This is a genomic window from Agrobacterium bohemicum (assembly GCF_002896715.1).
Lineage (GTDB): Bacteria > Pseudomonadota > Alphaproteobacteria > Rhizobiales > Rhizobiaceae > Agrobacterium > Agrobacterium bohemicum.
The window spans coordinates 501,640-517,000 of record NZ_PGEL01000028.1 but is presented as its reverse complement, the minus strand read 5'-3'; the positions used below and the strand labels follow the sequence as shown (position 1 = coordinate 517,000).

Genomic DNA, 15,361 nt, shown 5'->3' with positions numbered 1-15,361 from the left:
TCAGCTTGCGAATTCTGCTGGTTGAGGACAATCAGGTTCTGTCGGAGGGGCTGTCTGCGCTGTTGCGTGGAAGTGGCTATGCCGTGGACGTTGTTTCCGATGGTGCGTCTGCCGATGCCGCGATCGCTGCCGAAAGTTTCGATCTCGTCATTCTCGATCTCAACCTGCCGGAAATGGACGGCATCGATGTGTTACGCTCCATGCGGGCGCGCCAGGACAAGGCGGCTGTGTTGATCCTTACCGCACGCGGCACACCGGAAGAGCGCGTTAAGGGGCTGGACCTCGGTGCCGACGACTACATGATCAAGCCCTTCGACATTACAGAATTCGAGGCGCGGGTGAGGGTGCTTCTGCGCCGCAATGCCGGGCTGCGCTCGTCGCTGGTCAGTTTCGGCAAGGTTTCTTTCGATCTGACATCACGCACGTTTTCCGCCGAAGGTTTCCCGCTCGATATTCCAGCACGCGAGGTCGCGCTGTTGGAAGTGTTGTTCATGCGTGCCGGAAAAGTGGTGGCCAAAGAAGCCATCGTGCAATCTCTGACCGGTTTCGATGACGAGCTTTCCGGCAATGCCATCGAGCAATATGTCAGCCGTCTGCGCAAACGTCTCGGGCCGCATGGGCTGACGGTAAAGACGGCACGGGGTATTGGTTACTACCTTGAGAAATTGCCGGAGATGGCGGAATGAAGCAAGCCGCCTATTCGTTGAGGCGGCGTCTGCTTGGCTGGCTTCTGATTTCCACGGCGATCATTGGCTGCATCGCGCTGGCCGATACCTACCGCGAAGCCACCAATACCGCAAATATCGTCTCCGATCGCGTCCTCTCCGGCTCTGCTCTTGCGATTGCCGAGCGCGTGGTGGTGTCCGAAGACGGATCGCTGGAGGTCGATATTCCCTATGTCGCGCTTGAAATGCTGACATCGGCGGCGCAAGACCGGGTGTTTTACCGTGTCGATGGACCGAATGGTCAGTTCCTGACAGGTTATCAGAACCTGCCTTCAGTGGAAAAGGCGCGCAGTGACGCGCCGATTTTCGTGGATGCCGAATTTCGCGGTGAGCCCATTCGTGTCGCGGCCATCGAGCGTTTTGCATCGACGGGGGTCAATTCCGTACCGTTTACCGTGACCGTTGCGGAAACCACGATTGCGCGTAGCCGGCTGGCACAGGCCATCATCCTTCGTTCTGCGCTGCGTCTTCTTTTCATGATTATCGGTGCTGCCATCATCGTGTGGATTGCGGTGACGATCTCGCTGCGCCCGCTGTACCGACTGAGCGAAGCCATCGATGAGCGGAGCCCTAACGATCTGCACCCCATCCGCCAATCGGTTCCGGTGGAGGTTGAAAACCTCGTAGAGACCGTCAATTCCTTTATGGTGCGGCTGCAGTCGGCACTCGATGCGCTGAGGCATTTNACCGGCAATGCCAGTCATCAGTTGCGAACGCCGCTTGCGATCATCCGCACCCAGCTTGCGCTTTCGGCACGTGCCTCGACCTTGCAGGAAGCACAGGCGGCGGCCCACAAGGGTGACGCTTCGGTGGCCCATGCCGAACACATTCTGGCGCAGCTTTTGCGCATGGCGAACATCGATGCGGCGGGGTCGGGCGAAAAACAGAGCCTTGTCGAAGTCGATCTCGTCTCACTCGCGCAATCGGTGACAGCCGATTACGTTCCCATTGCCGCAGAGGCGGGCATCGATCTTGGTTTCGAACTGGTTGAAACAGCCAGCATTCCCGCAGAGCCGCTTCTGCTGGGTGAATTGCTGGGTAACCTCATCAGCAATGCCATCGCTTATGCAGGGCGCGGCGCGGAAGTGACGGTCAAGGTCGGGAAAGTCAACGGCATGGCTTTTCTGGAGGTAGAGGACAATGGTCCTGGTATTTTNGCGGAAANGCGGGATGTCGTGCGTCAGCGGTTTGCCAGAGGCGATGGGAATGCAGCACCCGGTGCGGGCCTCGGGCTTTCGATCGTTGAGGAAATTGCAGCTCTGTTTAATGGACGGCTCTTGCTGCAAGACGCGTCCAGTGGACGTGGTTTGAAGGCAACCGTTCAGTTCTCGCGAAACGGCGCATGATTGCGCCGTTTCTGCTCGTAATACGCAAAATTACTCGTTAATCTTGTCAATCAGCTGCATCATAATGTCAGCGCAAGCCTTCATTGGCTCGTCATCAGCACATTTGATGTCGATCTTAGTTTCGCCCTGTTCCAAGCGGAAATGTGCGCCCTTCGATGGCGGTGGCGGTGGTGGCATCATCATCCGCTCACGCGGCCCGCCTTCTCTTGGTCCACCGTCTTTGGGCCCCCAATGGCCGGGTGGCGGAGGAGGAGGGGCATCGGCTCTTTGACCGGCACCTGGTGGCGGCGGTGGTGGTGGTGGCACGTCGGCCTGTTGACCTGCATCAGGCGCACCTGGGGGTGGTGGCGGAGGCTGCTGGGCAAACGTCGAACCTGCCGCGAGGAAAAACGCGGCACCGGCAATAATCAGCTTTTTCATGAGGGGAACCTCTGGTGTTTGACAACATGGTAAGAACTGCTGCGTCAGGCAGTCGGTTGCTCGTCACCAAAANTAAAGTTCGACGGTTCTCATGTATTTCGGGAAATTTTACCCCATCCGCTCTGACGCGTAGGAGCCGGGGCTTGGCGGAAAGACAACCGTGCGGCTGCCGTTGATGAAGGTACGGTGATGGATGTGGGCGTGGATAGCGCGGGCCAGCACCTGGCTTTCGACATCGCGACCCAGCGACACGTAGTCTTCGGCTGACTGCGCGTGGGTGACTCGAACCGTGTCCTGCTCGATGATCGGACCCTCATCGAGATCGGCGGTGACGTAGTGCGCTGTCGCGCCGATCAGCTTTACGCCGCGCTCATATGCCTGCTTGTAAGGGTTGGCGCCTTTGAAGCTCGGCAGAAANGAGTGATGGATATTGATGATGCGACCAGACATCTTGCGGCACATTTCGTCGGAGAGCACTTGCATGTAACGGGCCAGCACCACAAGCTCCGTGCCGCTGGTTTCGATCAGGTCGATCAGTTGCGCTTCTGCTTTCGGCTTGTTGTCCTTGGTAACCTTGATGTGGTGGAAGGGAATGTCGTGGTTGACGACGACTTTCTGGTACTCGAAATGGTTGGACACGACGCCAACGATATCGATCGGCAGCGCACCGATCTTCCAGCGATAGAGCAGATCGTTCAGGCAATGGCCGAAACGCGACACCATCAACAGCGTCTTGGTCCGCTCGCCATCGCTGTAGATATTGGCATCCATGCCGAACTCTGCCGCAATCGGCGCAAAGCCCGCATTCAAGGCTTCCATGGTTTCGCCTTCCTCGGAAATGAAGGAGACCCGCATGAAGAATTTGCCGGTTTCGAGGTCATCGAACTGGGAGCTATCGACGATGTTGCAACCCTTGCCCGCCAGATAACCCGATATGGCAGCGACAATGCCGCGCTTGGATTGGCAGGCTACGGTCAAANCATAGGTCGTCATAGGTTTTCCCTCATCATGTGTCGCAACGGCCTATAGCGCAGGTCGAGAGTGGCGCAAAGCTTCTCGTGCTTTACCAAGGCCTTGAATTGATAAGGCATCACGGGATGGTCGAGACATGCCGGAAGCGACATTCGATGTTCAAAGGAAANGCCGCCATCAGAATTATGATAGCGGCTCACACCATTTTTTCAGGAGAGGAAGCTGTTACGCAACGCTTCAAATTTCGTCAGTTGATCCGCCAGCAATTCCTTGTTCTCGTCACGGCGCACGAAGAGCTTGAACATGGCGCTGCCGCCTGCATTCATGAACCACACAGACAGTGACCGACGTCCATGAAATTCACGGTCGATGAAGGTGATCGACGCGCAGTTGTCTTTCTTGATATGTCCACCAATGGGACTGTCGCCGTGGATGTTGAACCAGCCATGCCCCTCGGTTCCCTCGGGAAGGTGGCCGGGGACTTCGAAAACGATATCCGGTGTCTGGACGATCATCAGAACTTCGCCCCAGGAGCGCAACTCGTCCCAAATATCGTTAAACTTTTCGGCAGGAGCGGAAACAGCTGCACCATGCGGGAGAAGCGCCAGAATTTCCGCTGGCGTCACTTCTGCCTTGGCGGCAATGGCTTCCACCACGCCATCGGGCTTTTCTGCAAGGGCTGCTTTCGCGCGCTCCAGCCGCCCGTCGCTCTTCTCGGCATTCAAGCTGATGGTCATACTCAAGCCGCAACCGGGTGGTCTTGCCCGTCCTTGCCTTCATGAATGATGACGTCGAAGCCCTCGAAATGCGGGCCGGAGAGATATTCGACCTTGCCGCGATTGTTACCGGCATTGGCGTGGGCGGCGCGGAACTGCTCGGACTTCGTCCATGCGGTGAAATCGTCCTTCGTGGCCCAGACAGTATGAGAGGCGTAGAGCGTGTGATCGTCAGCCTTCGCACCCTTCAGCATATGGAATTCCAGATAGCCGGGCATTTCGGCCAGATGACGCTTGCGCTCGCGCCAGATGGTTTCGAACGCTTCTTCAAAGCCCGGCACGACACGGAACCTGTTCATGGCAATAAACATCGATTGTTTCCCTTTTAATTGGCGGTACCGGAACTGGCGCCGCTACCCTGAACGACGGAAATATAAANGATAACGAAAATAGTCAACTTATCGGATTGTGCGTTTTATAAAGATGTGCAATCAACTCAAGTTATATGGCGTGCAGGCTGTAGCGCGCCGCATTGTTCAGGATTCACATCATGCCGTTTTCACTTCGCTCACTTGGTTTCTTTGCCGTTATGGCGCTTTCGCCACTCACGGCCCACGCGTCGGATATGGGTAATCCGGAGGCGAAGCGGATCGTTGCACTTGGTGGCACGGTGACGGAAATTCTGTATGCGCTGGGTGCCGGAGATCGCATCGTGGCCCGTGACTCGACCAGCAGTTTTCCCGCTGACGCGCTGTCCAAGCCGGATGTCGGTTACATGCGGGCGCTGTCTTCTGAAGGGATTCTGTCGCAAAAGCCCGATCTGATCCTGTCGGAAGACGGCTCCGGCCCTGCCGATGTGATCGGCATTTTGAAGGCCAGCGAAGTTCCGATGGTGACCGTCGATACGCCGCCGGAAGGCAGCGCCATTGCCAAGAAAATCGAGGATGTCGGGNCCGCTGTCGGCCTTGAAGATAAGGCGAAGGTGCTTGCAGCGCAGGTCAATTCTGACCTCGTTACGCTCGCCAAGGATGTTGCTGCCGTTGGCAGCCAGAAAAAGCGTGTGCTTTTCGTTCTCTCCACCGCCGGTGGGCGCATCATGGCCGCCGGCAAGGATACAGAGGCGGCAGCAATCATTGAAATGGCTGGCGGCATCAATGCCGCTCAGGAGATTACCGGCTACAAGCCACTGACTGACGAAGCCGTGATCGCGGCCGCCCCGGATGTGGTCTTGACCATGCAACGCGGTAATCATGCGGAAANCCCCGATGAGGTCTTTGCGCTTCCCGCCTTCCAGTCCACCCCGGCTGCGGCTTCCAAGTCGCTGATCAGCATGGATGGACTTTATCTGATCGGCTTTGGCCCGCGCACGCCCGCTGCCGGTCGTGAACTGGCTGCCAAGCTCTACCCAGAAATCGTGAAGCCGTGAGCGTGTTGGCTGTGACCGAGGTCGCAGATCCCATGCCGGGCGACCGTTCCCGCAAGGGTGTCATCACTCTTGTCTATTTGTGTGTGTTTCTGGTGTTCGCCTGCTTCGTGTCGCTGTCCAGCGGGCCGACTGGCGTGGGGCTGCATGAGTTGTGGCTGTATTTCACCGGCCATTCTCAGATCATGGAGCCTCGCGATCGGGTTATCCTCGAAGCGGTGCGCCTGCCGCGCACAGGGCTTGGTCTCATGATCGGTGCGGCATTGGCTGTCTCCGGTGCCATGATGCAGGGCCTGTTTCGCAACCCGCTTGCCGATCCTGGCCTCGTCGGCGTTACCTCCGGTGCGGCCCTTTTTGCCGTGGCTGCTCTGGCGCTGGGTGGCGGTCTGCTCGCGCCTTTATCTGCATTGTTTGGCGTTCATTTCCTGCCGCTGATGGCGTTCATGGGCGGGTTGATGAACACGTTGTTGCTCTACATGATCGCGACGCGAAACGGCGCGACATCGACCACGGTTCTGATCCTTGCCGGTATTGCCGTAGCCGCACTCAGTGCTGCCTTAATGGGGCTGATGATTTTNATGGCCGATGACCGCGCCTTGCGCGACATCACCTTCTGGAGCCTTGGTTCGCTGGGTGGCGCGACGCCTCTCAAGATATGGACGACTTTGCCCTTCTTCGTCGTCATCATGGCCAGCATGCCGTTCGTCTCGAAAGGGCTGGATGCGCTGATCCTGGGGGATGCCGCCGCATTCCATATGGGCATTCCGGTGCAACGGCTGAAACGCCTCGTCATTCTAGCCGTTGCCGCAGCCTGCGGGGCAAGCGTCGCGNNCGCGGSCTCCATCGGTTTCGTTGGCATCGTCGTGCCGCATCTGCTGCGGCTGGTCATCGGTTCGTCGCACCGCTTCCTCCTGCCTGCATCCGCCATTGGTGGGGCGGGGCTGCTGCTGCTGGCGGATAGTTTNGCGCGGACCGTGGCGGCACCCGCCGAATTGCCGATTGGTGTCGTCACCGCACTCATCGGCGCCCCGGTCTTCCTGTTTCTGCTGCTGGGCCGTGGCAACGGGCTTGGTTTGAGGAATGTGTCATGATTTCCACGCGTGGCGTGACAGTCGTTCGTTCTGGGCGCAGATTGCTGGATGATGTCTCGATCGAGCTCAATCCCGGCACATTCAGCGTCATCATCGGCCCCAATGGTGCGGGTAAATCCACCTTGATGAAGGTGCTGTCCGGCGAGATGCGGGCAGATGCTGGGGATGTTGTCTATAACAAGGTCGATGTTGGCGTCTTCAAGCCTGCGCAACTGGCGCGTCTGCGCGCTGTGTTGCCACAAAGCACCGTGCTGTCGTTTCCGTTTACCGCGCTGGAAATCGTGCGCATGGGCGCAGTGGCGCAGGGATCGCTAGAGCCGGAGGAACAGGCAAGGCGGGCGCTGGCAAAGGTCGGCCTCTGCGGGTTCGAAGGTCGATCCTACAACATGCTGTCAGGCGGTGAGCAGCAGCGGGTGCAGTTCGCCCGCGCTCTGGCGCAAGTGCCTGACGCTGTGGAGAATGGCGAGGCGAGGGCGCTTTTATTGGATGAGCCAACGTCGAGCCTCGATCTCGGCCACCAGATTTCCGTGCTTGAGACCGCGCGCGATTTTGCGCTGGCTGGTGGCGCGGTGCTTGCGGTTCTGCACGATCTCAATCTCGCTGCCGAGTTTGCCGATCAACTTATCGTCATGCGCCGTGGACAGATCACGGCCTGTGGGCCATCGCTGGAAACCATCAATGATGAAACGATTGCCCGGGTCTATGGCATTGGTGGCACGGTGGGGCGTATTCCGGCACGGCACATCCCCTATGTGTTACCGCAATCGCGGCATCGCTGAAATCAGACGTCAGGGTTCAGGCCGGGTGGCCACGAAAATGGCGGCGCCCAGCATGACGGCGGCGACGATCGAGGCACGCAGCGGCGTCGGTTCGGTTGTGAACCAGAATATCCCGTAACTCATTGTCATAAGAGAAACTGCGGCGATTTTTGCCTTGCGGGGAATGGCACCTTTTTCCCGCCAATTGCGCAGGGATGGCCCAAATCTGGGGTGGGACAGAAGCCAGGTTTCGAGCCTCGGGGACGATTTGGAAAAGCACCAGAGTGCCACCAGAAGAAACGGCGTCGTAGGCAAAATAGGCAGAAACGCACCGACGATACCGGTGGCAACCATGAGCCAGCCAAGACAGAGATACAAGACGCGCATGACTGCCGGTATCATGAGTTCTCTGGTCATGATAGTGGGAAGCTGTCGTTGTATAGACGCATGTGGTTGTCTGGCATGCGACCGGAAATGGCCTTGAGGGTTGAAACCCGAGCGTTCAGGCTTTATCAGCCTCGCCCAATGCCTGCAGCATAAGCGGGCGACCAACGATGCAGGAAGAAGGAAACACCATGGCCAAACTTATTCACTCTATGGTCCGGGTGCTGGACGAGAAGCGTTCGGTGGGTTTTTACAGCCAAGCTTTCGGTCTTGAGATCGCTGAGCGTTTCGAGTTCGAGACGTTTACGCTGGTCTATCTCAGCAATGCCGACGGTGACTTCGAGTTGGAGCTGACCATCAACAAAGGCCGCGAAGTGCCTTACGCGCTGGGAGATGGCTACGGCCACATTGCCGTCAGCGTCGAAGATGTAGATGCCGAACATGCTCGTCTGGCAGCGCTTGGTCTGTCAGTCGGCAAGATCGTTAATGTGGACTATAGGGGTAGGCCATTTGCGAAGTACTTCTTCATCTGCGACCCGGATGGGTACAAGATTGAAGTTCTCCAGCGCGGCAATCGCTTTAAATAGATCAAGAGGGTTTCATGACAGAGGCAGGCGTCAAACTCGAGGAAAGCTGGAAACACGTGCTTTCGGCGGAATTCGCCAGCCCCTACATGCAAANGCTGAAAGACTTTCTGCTGGCAGAGAAAACTGCCGGCAAGCACATTTTCCCCAAAGGCAGCGAGTATTTCCGCGCACTCGACCTGACACCGCTGGACGAGGTCAAGGTCGTCATTCTTGGCCAGGACCCGTATCATGGCGCGGGACAGGCGCATGGCCTGTGTTTTTCCGTGCAGCCGGGCGTGCGCACGCCGCCATCGCTCGTCAACATCTACAAGGAATTGCAGAGCGATCTCGGGATTGCGCCCGTCAAGCACGGCTTTCTGGAAAGCTGGGCCAAACAGGGGGTGCTGCTGCTCAACAGTGTCCTGACGGTCGAAGAGGCGCGCGCTGCATCTCACCAGGGGCAGGGCTGGGAGAAGTTTACCGATGCCATCATCCGCACCGTGAATGAAGAGTGCGATAGCGTCGTTTTTCTGCTCTGGGGCTCCTACGCGCAGAAAAANGCAGCTTTCGTAGACCAGACGAAACATCTTGTTCTCAAATCACCGCATCCATCACCGCTGTCGGCGCACAACGGATTTTTTGGCAACCACCATTTCTCCAAAGCCAACGAGTTTCTTGTTTCGCGGGGCAGGGAGCCAATAAACTGGCAATTGCSGGNAAAAGTGTGATCGAACGTCGTAAAAACTGCTTTGCACTTTTAAATTTACTGATCTAAAGATAACCGGACTGTAATCTGAAGGATTTACGCCGGTGACTTTTCTGTCTGCGAAAACATCTGTTGCTCTTCCCGACCCACATGCCATCGTTGCGGCTTTTCACGAGCATTTCGCCGAGTATATGACGATGACCCGCGATGGCGAGGCTGTGCATTTCGAGGCGGATTACGGCAACGGCACATTTGGTGCCGAGGATGGGCGCTTTGCTGCTCGGATCAATTGCGTTTCGGAAAATATTCTGCTCTCCGTCAAGGCCATGGTTGCCGAGCATATTGTTGAGTTTTCCGGCGATACGTCGCTCGATTTTCGCTGGGAAGGGGATGGAGCAGAGCTGCGGGAACTGCCCAATCTGTTTAGCGGTCGCGTTGTGCGAGCCTATAATCTGACGCCAAAGATGCGGCGCGTCGTGATCGCGATCGATGAGGGCATCGAGCGGTTGATGAGTGGTGGGCTGCATGTCCGCATCCTCATCCTTCCCGATCAGGCTCGCGCTCCCGTTTGGCCGCATGTGTCGAAANCGGGTGCCATCGTCTGGGCGCAAGGCGAGGATGAACAGGCGCGTCGCGTCTATACCATCCGTTCCGGCGATATCAAGCGCGGGGAAATCAATCTCGATTTCGTCATGCACGAGGGCGACGACATGCCCGGCGCGCATTTCGGCGCAACGGCGGCTGCTGGCGATATCGTCGGTATCGTTGGCCCCGGCGGCGAACTGCCCGACGCCGAGGACTACGTGTTTGCTGGCGATGAAACCGCACTGCCGGTGATGTTACGCATGGCGGCCGAAATGCCAGCGGGCAAGAAGCTCACGGTTTATGCGGAAATCGACAATGAGAACGAGCGGCAGGAGGTTTCCTCCAAGGCGCAGGTGACGTGGAACTGGCTGTACCGCGATGGGAAAGCCGCCGGCACTGCCGGGTTGCTGCAACAATCCCTGCGCTCTCATGGCTGGAATGGTCATGAGGGGCTGCATGTGTTCGTCGGCTGCGAAAAAAGTGAAGCCCGCATTATCAAAAAGATGTTGGGGGACGAGGCCGGTCTCCCGAAAACATGCCTTCACACCGCGGGNTACTGGGTCCGTGGCGCCAATGACGACCACTGATAAAGCGCGTCTGGTTTGCTGAACAGTAAACGGCATCGTTTCCAATTTGAGAACAATCCGTTCTGAACGTCCCATCTATGCGAGCGGCCTGATCTGCACCATCTTGAACCCATGAAAGAAGGGTGTCGCTTCCCTGCGCGCCCGTCCAATCGGAGGGTTTAAAATGTTGAACCAGATCAAAGGTCTGCACCACGTCACATCCATGGCGGCGAGTGCGCGTGGCAACAACCATTTCTTCACGGATACGCTCGGCCTGCGCCGCGTCAAGAAGACGGTCAACTTCGACGCGCCTGATGTCTACCACCTCTATTACGGTGATGAGGTTGGTACACCCGGCTCAGTGATGACCTATTTTCCTTTTCCGCACATGGCGCGGGGCCGTCAGGGCACTGGCGAAGTCGGCACGACGTTGTTTNCCGTTCCCGAGGGTTCGCTTGGGTACTGGCAGGATCGTTTGGCGAAAGCCAATGTCGATGGCCTGAAAGCCGATGAAGCTTTCGGTAACAAACGCCTGCACTTTGCCGGACCGGATGGCGATGGCTTTGCCCTTGTCGAGGTCAAGGACGATGCGCGTACGCAGTGGACCGCCAATGGCGTCGGTGAAGATCAGGCGATCCGTGGTTTNCAGGGGGCGTCGTTACGGCTTGCAGATGAAGGTGCGACGGCGGAGCTTCTGAAGTTCATGGGCTATCAGGAAGTGGACAGGCAGGACGGCGTGTTGCGGCTAGGTATGCCCGGCGGTAATGGTGCCGATTTTATCGACATCGAAACCATGCCGAATATTTCCGGCGCTCGTCTTGGGGCAGGCTCGGTTCACCACATCGCCTTCGCGGTCGAAAACCGCGAGACGCAGTTGGAAGTCCGCAAGGCATTGATGGATACGGGGCATCAGGTCACGCCGGTTATCGATCGTGATTACTTCTGGGCGATCTACTTCCGCACGCCCGGCGGCGTGCTGTTTGAAATCGCGACGAACGAACCGGGTTTCGACCGCGACGAAGACACGGCCCATCTGGGCGAAGCGTTGAAGCTGCCATCACAGCACGCACATCTGCGCGCCACGCTGGAACAGCATCTGGAACCATTGGACAATTGATTTTGCAGGAAAGAGGAAACGCTTGCGGCTTGAGGGCCGCAGGCCGTTTTCAGGAGGTATATCCATGAGCAAGGACGCTTATTCTCACAAGGTTCGCGCCGGTGCGCCGGGCCAGCCAGCCTTTTTCGTCTTTCACGGTACAGGTGGTGACGAGAACCAGTTCTTCGATTTCGGCGCGCGATTGCTGCCGAATGCGACCGTCATTTCGCCCCGCGGCGACGTTTCGGAATCCGGCGCTTCGCGGTTTTTCCGCAGAACGGCGGAAGGCGTCTATGACATGGCCGATCTCAATCGTGCCACGCAGCAGATGGCTGAATTTATCAAAGCCAACCGCGATTATCATGAGGCGGGTCTAGTCGTTGGCCTGGGTTTTTCCAACGGTGCGAATATTCTCGCCAACGTGCTGATCGAATTCCCCGATCTTTTTGACGCAGCCGTGCTGATGCATCCGCTTATTCCGTTCGAGCCGAAGCCCGCGCCAGCACTCGCGTCAAGGCGTGTGCTGATCACGGCGGGCGAACATGATCCGATCTGCCCGGTCCCGTTGACAACTGGGCTGGCGGATTATTTCATGGCTCAGGGTGGTGACGTTGACGTGGAATGGCATTCCGGCGGCCACGAAATCCGTTCTAACGAGATCGAGGCGGCTAAGGTGTTTCTGGCACCATACGTTTAGCGGTTCAAGAAGGNTTTGGCNAAACCCACTACCGTCATCCTCGGGCTTGACCCGAGGATCGAACCACGTTTTACGTTGGGGGTTCGCTAAATCCTCGGGTCAAGCCTGAGGATGACGTGGAGAGGTAATTGACCTCCATCTACAAAGCAGACGATGTACGAAGTCCTTGATCGCGCTGGATCCAGCAGAAAGTGCGGGATGACGGAGCGGGAAGGTGGGATCACAAAACAGACGTTCTACCGATACCCGCAATCCTGCAATTGCTTCTCATACCGCATGGCCACGTTAGCGGATTTGCGGGCGGCCTTCTGGATGGCGGTGTTGCTGCGCCAGACGCCCTTCGCATAGCCGGTGTGGCCGGAGTAATAGGCGAGGTAAAGATTGTAGGGGTCGTTGAGGGCAATGCCGTTCTGACGGTTGCTCTTGGCATGGTACCAGCCGACGAAGTGAATTGCGTCGGTGAAATCGGTACGGCTGGCGTTCCAGCGACCTGTCTCGCGCTGATAGACTTTCCACGTACCGTCTAGCGCCTGGGCATAGCCATAGGCGGTTGATTTGCGTCCCCATGGTATGAAGCCGAAGAGCTTGTTACGCGGCGGTCGGGCATAGGGCTGGAAGCTGGATTCGGTGTAGATGGTCGCCATCATAACCGGCACTGGCACGCCGAACTCCCGTTCTGCTGCTTGTGCATCTTTCTTCCAGTTGTTGAATATGCCGTTCCGCTGTTCGAAAATCGCACAGGCATTGGTGATCTGCGACGGAGCCGTCGCGCAGCCAGCCAGAACAGTCAAAAGAAAAACGACGACAAATACGCCACGCATCGCGAAACCTCTCGTTCCGCTCATTACTAAATTGTAAATGTTAACGGTCGGTTTTGAGACAAGGTTAATGCAAATGCGGCCTATTAAGGTTTCGTTTACAATCAGATGCGGCCGATTGCGCTTGCCATCTGATAAAGCGCGAGGCCGGAGGCTGTGCCTGCATTGAGGCTGTCGAGCTCAGGTGCCTGGGCGATACGGGCCGTATGAAAGCGCGTCAGCACATCGGGGGCTAAGCCGTCGCCTTCGGTGCCGATAACGAGCGCCATGCGGTTGGAAGCCGGTATCTGCCGGATTTCCGTCGTACCTGCGGGCGACAGGCTCCAGATGTCGAAGCCTTCCGCTGCCAATGTCTCCAGCATCTCAACCGCACCGCCGCCGCGATGATATGGCACTGAAAGTACCGAGCCGACCGAAACGCGCAACGACTTCCGATAAAGCGGATCGCAGCAGGTGGCATCCATAAACACCGCGTCTGCGTAAAACGCGGCAGCGTTGCGAAACATCGAGCCGAGATTATCGTGGTTGGAAATGCCGCAACCGACGAGCACGAGCGAGGATTTCGGCAGTTGGCGTATTGTTTGTGCCATATCCTTGTCGCTCTTGCGCTTGCCGAGCGCCAGAATGCCGCGATGCAGGTTGAAACCGACAATCGCATCCAGCACCGATGCCGTGGCCACGTAGATCGGCACGTCGGATGGAAATTCTCTCAGAATATCAGACACGCCTGCAAGGCGGTTTTCGAGGATCAGAATGCTTTCCGCCTCGAAATCACCACCGGCCTTGTGCGCTGCCGCCAACATGCGCAGCACGACCGTACCTTCGACGATGAAGCGACCCTGCCTGCCGGTCAGGTCACGCTCGCGAATGTCCCTGAAAGCTGAAATGCGTGGATCATCCGCCTCGGTTATAGAGGTGAATCCCAGATCACCGGGCATCGATGGTGATGTCTGCTACGAAACGGCCCGCCTGTACATTGAACACCAGCGCCTTGCGTGTGCCGTTGGCCAGGCGTCCGTAGAACAGCATATCGCCGCTGGCGAAAGACACGTTCTCGATGGTGAAGCCCTGCGGCAGGCTTGCGGTGGCAGCAACCGGCGCGTCGGAGGGAACGGTTGGGCTGGTATTGGTGGCGGTCGCGGTCTTGGATGGGCCGACCGCCTTGTAGACAACGGCACCGAAGACAGCCATAAGGCTGATAAACATCACGGAGCCCGACACGATCTGCAACCGGATCATCTTGCGGCGAACTTTTTCCATGGCCGGGTCTAACGGCTGGTCGTCCTGTTCGGCTTGCTCGATCTGCGTCATCGGGATCCTTGGATATTGTTGATTGATCGGAAATAAGAATGAACGACCCCTTTAAACAAGGCGGAGACGCAAGGAAAGTCCTGATTGCCGGGGAAGATGCCGAAGGTCGCCTCGATGCATGGCTCGCAGCCGAAGTCGGCGGCGATCTGTCGCGCAGCCGCATCAAGGCGCTGATCGAGCAGGGCGCGGTTTCTCTGAATGAAAAGCCAATCGCTGAGCCGAAAAAGAAGGTTCATCCGGGTGACCGCATCGAGATCACCATGCCGGAGCCGGAAGACCCGGAGCCCAAGGGTGAGGACATTCCCATTGAGGTGGAATATGAGGACGAAGACCTCATCGTACTTCTCAAGCCAGCCGGTCTCGTCGTGCATCCCGGTGCTGGCAACTGGACAGGAACGCTGGTGAATGCGCTGATCCACCATTGCGGTGATAGCCTCTCCGGCATTGGCGGCGTCAAACGCCCCGGCATCGTGCACCGTCTGGACAAGGAAACCAGCGGTGTGATGGTCGTGGCCAAAAACGACAATGCCCATCGCAAATTGGCGGCACAATTTGCCGACCATGGTCGTACAGGGCCGCTCGAGCGTGCCTATAAGGCCATCGTCTGGGGACGCCCCAAGACGTTGCGTGGCACGATTGACGCCGCACTGGGTCGCGGCGCCGACCGCACCAAGCGCGCCGTCAAACGCGAAGATACCGATGATGCGCGTGAGGCCATCACCCACTACGAAGTGATCGAGCGTTATCACGAAAAGCCGGATGCGACATCGCTTGCTTCGCTGGTGGAATGCCGTCTGGAGACCGGGCGCACCCATCAAATCCGCGTTCACATGGCCCATATCGGCCACCCGCTGATCGGTGACCCGGAATATGGTGCGGCGTTCCGCACCAAGGCCAATCTGTTGCCGGAGGACGCAAAAACGGTGGTGAACCGTTTTTCAAGGCAGGCTCTGCACGCCTATTTACTCGCTTTCGAACATCCACGCACCGGCGAGGTGATGGAGTTTGAAACGGATATGCCTGACGATATGGAAGAGCTGGCGCAAGCCCTTAGGGGCTGATACCGCCCAATTACAGACACAGTCACTTCGGGAGCCATCGGCTCCCGAAGTGGTTTTTGGTGTCGCATATCCGCGTAAGCAGTAAATTATACTTATAATTTAGTTTATTATAATTACTTA

The 15,361-nt window shown here is 57.5% G+C and carries 19 protein-coding genes; 11 read left to right on the top strand and 8 right to left on the bottom strand.

Going from position 1 to position 15,361, the window contains the following annotated elements:
* Positions 1–5 precede the first annotated feature (5 nt).
* Both CUC55_RS21145 and CUC55_RS21140 read left to right on the top strand, forming a co-directional pair.
* Positions 6–686, top strand: coding sequence for a response regulator (locus CUC55_RS21145; RefSeq protein WP_067645566.1), 681 nt, complete (start codon positions 6–8; stop codon positions 684–686).
* Positions 683–2,071 carry a sensor histidine kinase gene (locus tag CUC55_RS21140; RefSeq protein ID WP_103089049.1) on the top strand — a complete coding sequence of 463 codons (1,389 nt, stop codon included), beginning with the start codon at positions 683–685 and terminating at the stop codon, positions 2,069–2,071. Before CUC55_RS21145 ends, CUC55_RS21140 begins: the two co-directional genes overlap by 4 nt.
* A 30-nt stretch (positions 2,072–2,101) precedes the next feature.
* Here CUC55_RS21140 and CUC55_RS21135 read toward each other — a convergent pair whose 3' ends face one another.
* The 4 genes from CUC55_RS21135 to hmuQ all read right to left on the bottom strand — a co-directional run bounded on the left by CUC55_RS21135 (position 2,102) and on the right by hmuQ (position 4,550).
* Positions 2,102–2,491, bottom strand: a complete 390-nt coding sequence (locus tag CUC55_RS21135) for a hypothetical protein (RefSeq protein WP_067644426.1) — start codon at positions 2,489–2,491, stop codon at positions 2,102–2,104.
* Between the two features lie 108 nt (positions 2,492–2,599).
* Positions 2,600–3,484 carry a formyltetrahydrofolate deformylase gene (gene purU / locus CUC55_RS21130; RefSeq protein WP_103089048.1) on the bottom strand — a complete coding sequence of 295 codons (885 nt, stop codon included), beginning with the start codon at positions 3,482–3,484 and terminating at the stop codon, positions 2,600–2,602.
* A gap of 188 nt (positions 3,485–3,672) precedes the next feature.
* A complete protein-coding gene (gene hutX / locus CUC55_RS21125; RefSeq protein WP_425352178.1) occupies positions 3,673–4,200 on the bottom strand; it encodes a heme utilization cystosolic carrier protein HutX in 528 nt (175 codons plus the stop codon).
* A 2-nt stretch (positions 4,201–4,202) separates the two neighbouring features.
* On the bottom strand, positions 4,203–4,550 hold the full coding sequence (hmuQ, locus tag CUC55_RS21120; RefSeq protein WP_067644432.1) for a heme-degrading protein HmuQ: 348 nt from the start codon (positions 4,548–4,550) through the stop codon (positions 4,203–4,205).
* A gap of 179 nt (positions 4,551–4,729) precedes the next feature.
* Here hmuQ and CUC55_RS21115 point away from each other — a divergent pair, with 179 nt between their 5' ends.
* The 3 genes from CUC55_RS21115 to CUC55_RS21105 all read left to right on the top strand — a co-directional run bounded on the left by CUC55_RS21115 (position 4,730) and on the right by CUC55_RS21105 (position 7,472).
* On the top strand, positions 4,730–5,605 hold the full coding sequence (locus tag CUC55_RS21115; protein WP_103089047.1) for a heme/hemin ABC transporter substrate-binding protein: 876 nt from the start codon (positions 4,730–4,732) through the stop codon (positions 5,603–5,605).
* 32 nt (positions 5,606–5,637) lie between these two features.
* Positions 5,638–6,693 carry a FecCD family ABC transporter permease gene (locus CUC55_RS21110; protein ID WP_103089224.1) on the top strand — a complete coding sequence of 352 codons (1,056 nt, stop codon included), beginning with the start codon at positions 5,638–5,640 and terminating at the stop codon, positions 6,691–6,693.
* Positions 6,690–7,472 carry a heme ABC transporter ATP-binding protein gene (locus tag CUC55_RS21105; RefSeq protein ID WP_067644440.1) on the top strand — a complete coding sequence of 261 codons (783 nt, stop codon included), beginning with the start codon at positions 6,690–6,692 and terminating at the stop codon, positions 7,470–7,472. Before CUC55_RS21110 ends, CUC55_RS21105 begins: the two co-directional genes overlap by 4 nt.
* Positions 7,473–7,481: 9 nt before the next feature.
* Here the strand turns inward: CUC55_RS21105 and CUC55_RS21100 are convergent, their stop codons facing one another.
* Positions 7,482–7,838, bottom strand: coding sequence for a YbaN family protein (locus CUC55_RS21100; protein WP_067645571.1), 357 nt, complete (start codon positions 7,836–7,838; stop codon positions 7,482–7,484).
* 188 nt (positions 7,839–8,026) lie between these two features.
* Here CUC55_RS21100 and CUC55_RS21095 point away from each other — a divergent pair, with 188 nt between their 5' ends.
* The 5 genes from CUC55_RS21095 (at position 8,027) to CUC55_RS21075 (ending at position 12,051) form a co-directional block, all read left to right on the top strand.
* A complete protein-coding gene (locus CUC55_RS21095; RefSeq protein WP_067645573.1) occupies positions 8,027–8,422 on the top strand; it encodes a VOC family protein in 396 nt (131 codons plus the stop codon).
* Positions 8,423–8,436: 14 nt separating this feature from the next.
* Complete coding sequence (gene ung / locus CUC55_RS21090) at positions 8,437–9,129, top strand: uracil-DNA glycosylase (protein ID WP_103089046.1); 693 nt, start codon at positions 8,437–8,439, stop codon at positions 9,127–9,129.
* 82 nt (positions 9,130–9,211) lie between these two features.
* Positions 9,212–10,279, top strand: a complete 1,068-nt coding sequence (locus CUC55_RS21085; protein WP_103089045.1) for a DUF2218 domain-containing protein — start codon at positions 9,212–9,214, stop codon at positions 10,277–10,279.
* A gap of 163 nt (positions 10,280–10,442) precedes the next feature.
* On the top strand, positions 10,443–11,375 hold the full coding sequence (locus CUC55_RS21080; protein WP_103089044.1) for a VOC family protein: 933 nt from the start codon (positions 10,443–10,445) through the stop codon (positions 11,373–11,375).
* A 64-nt stretch (positions 11,376–11,439) separates the two neighbouring features.
* Positions 11,440–12,051: an alpha/beta hydrolase gene (locus CUC55_RS21075; RefSeq protein WP_067644451.1), complete on the top strand. Its 612-nt coding sequence runs from the start codon at positions 11,440–11,442 to the stop codon at positions 12,049–12,051.
* 236 nt (positions 12,052–12,287) lie between these two features.
* Here the strand turns inward: CUC55_RS21075 and CUC55_RS21070 are convergent, their stop codons facing one another.
* The 3 genes from CUC55_RS21070 to CUC55_RS21060 all read right to left on the bottom strand — a co-directional run bounded on the left by CUC55_RS21070 (position 12,288) and on the right by CUC55_RS21060 (position 14,180).
* Positions 12,288–12,872, bottom strand: a complete 585-nt coding sequence (locus tag CUC55_RS21070) for a transglycosylase SLT domain-containing protein (RefSeq protein ID WP_067644454.1) — start codon at positions 12,870–12,872, stop codon at positions 12,288–12,290.
* A gap of 101 nt (positions 12,873–12,973) precedes the next feature.
* Positions 12,974–13,807: a TrmH family RNA methyltransferase gene (locus CUC55_RS21065; protein ID WP_067644455.1), complete on the bottom strand. Its 834-nt coding sequence runs from the start codon at positions 13,805–13,807 to the stop codon at positions 12,974–12,976.
* Positions 13,797–14,180 (bottom strand): hypothetical protein, encoded by a 384-nt coding sequence (locus CUC55_RS21060; protein ID WP_067644458.1) that lies wholly within the window; start codon positions 14,178–14,180, stop codon positions 13,797–13,799. Before CUC55_RS21060 ends, CUC55_RS21065 begins: the two co-directional genes overlap by 11 nt.
* A 38-nt stretch (positions 14,181–14,218) precedes the next feature.
* Between CUC55_RS21060 and CUC55_RS21055 the strand changes: the two genes are divergently transcribed.
* Positions 14,219–15,241: an RluA family pseudouridine synthase gene (locus CUC55_RS21055; RefSeq protein WP_067644461.1), complete on the top strand. Its 1,023-nt coding sequence runs from the start codon at positions 14,219–14,221 to the stop codon at positions 15,239–15,241.
* The last annotated feature ends 120 nt before the right edge of the window (positions 15,242–15,361 follow it).

What these genes read in the sequence shown, in the direction of transcription:
- CUC55_RS21135 (WP_067644426.1), bottom strand. Translation starts at nt 2,491, where the DNA reads ATGAAAAAGCTGATTATTGCCGGTGCCGCGTTTTTCCTCGCGGCAGGT.
- hutX (WP_425352178.1), bottom strand. Translation starts at nt 4,200, where the DNA reads ATGACCATCAGCTTGAATGCCGAGAAGAGCGACGGGCGGCTGGAGCGC.
- hmuQ (WP_067644432.1), bottom strand. Translation starts at nt 4,550, where the DNA reads ATGTTTATTGCCATGAACAGGTTCCGTGTCGTGCCGGGCTTTGAAGAA.
- CUC55_RS21105 (WP_067644440.1), top strand. Translation starts at nt 6,690, where the DNA reads ATGATTTCCACGCGTGGCGTGACAGTCGTTCGTTCTGGGCGCAGATTG.
- CUC55_RS21100 (WP_067645571.1), bottom strand. Translation starts at nt 7,838, where the DNA reads ATGCGCGTCTTGTATCTCTGTCTTGGCTGGCTCATGGTTGCCACCGGT.
- CUC55_RS21095 (WP_067645573.1), top strand. Translation starts at nt 8,027, where the DNA reads ATGGCCAAACTTATTCACTCTATGGTCCGGGTGCTGGACGAGAAGCGT.
- CUC55_RS21075 (WP_067644451.1), top strand. Translation starts at nt 11,440, where the DNA reads ATGAGCAAGGACGCTTATTCTCACAAGGTTCGCGCCGGTGCGCCGGGC.
- CUC55_RS21070 (WP_067644454.1), bottom strand. Translation starts at nt 12,872, where the DNA reads ATGCGTGGCGTATTTGTCGTCGTTTTTCTTTTGACTGTTCTGGCTGGC.
- CUC55_RS21065 (WP_067644455.1), bottom strand. Translation starts at nt 13,807, where the DNA reads ATGCCCGGTGATCTGGGATTCACCTCTATAACCGAGGCGGATGATCCA.
- CUC55_RS21060 (WP_067644458.1), bottom strand. Translation starts at nt 14,180, where the DNA reads ATGACGCAGATCGAGCAAGCCGAACAGGACGACCAGCCGTTAGACCCG.
- CUC55_RS21055 (WP_067644461.1), top strand. Translation starts at nt 14,219, where the DNA reads ATGAACGACCCCTTTAAACAAGGCGGAGACGCAAGGAAAGTCCTGATT.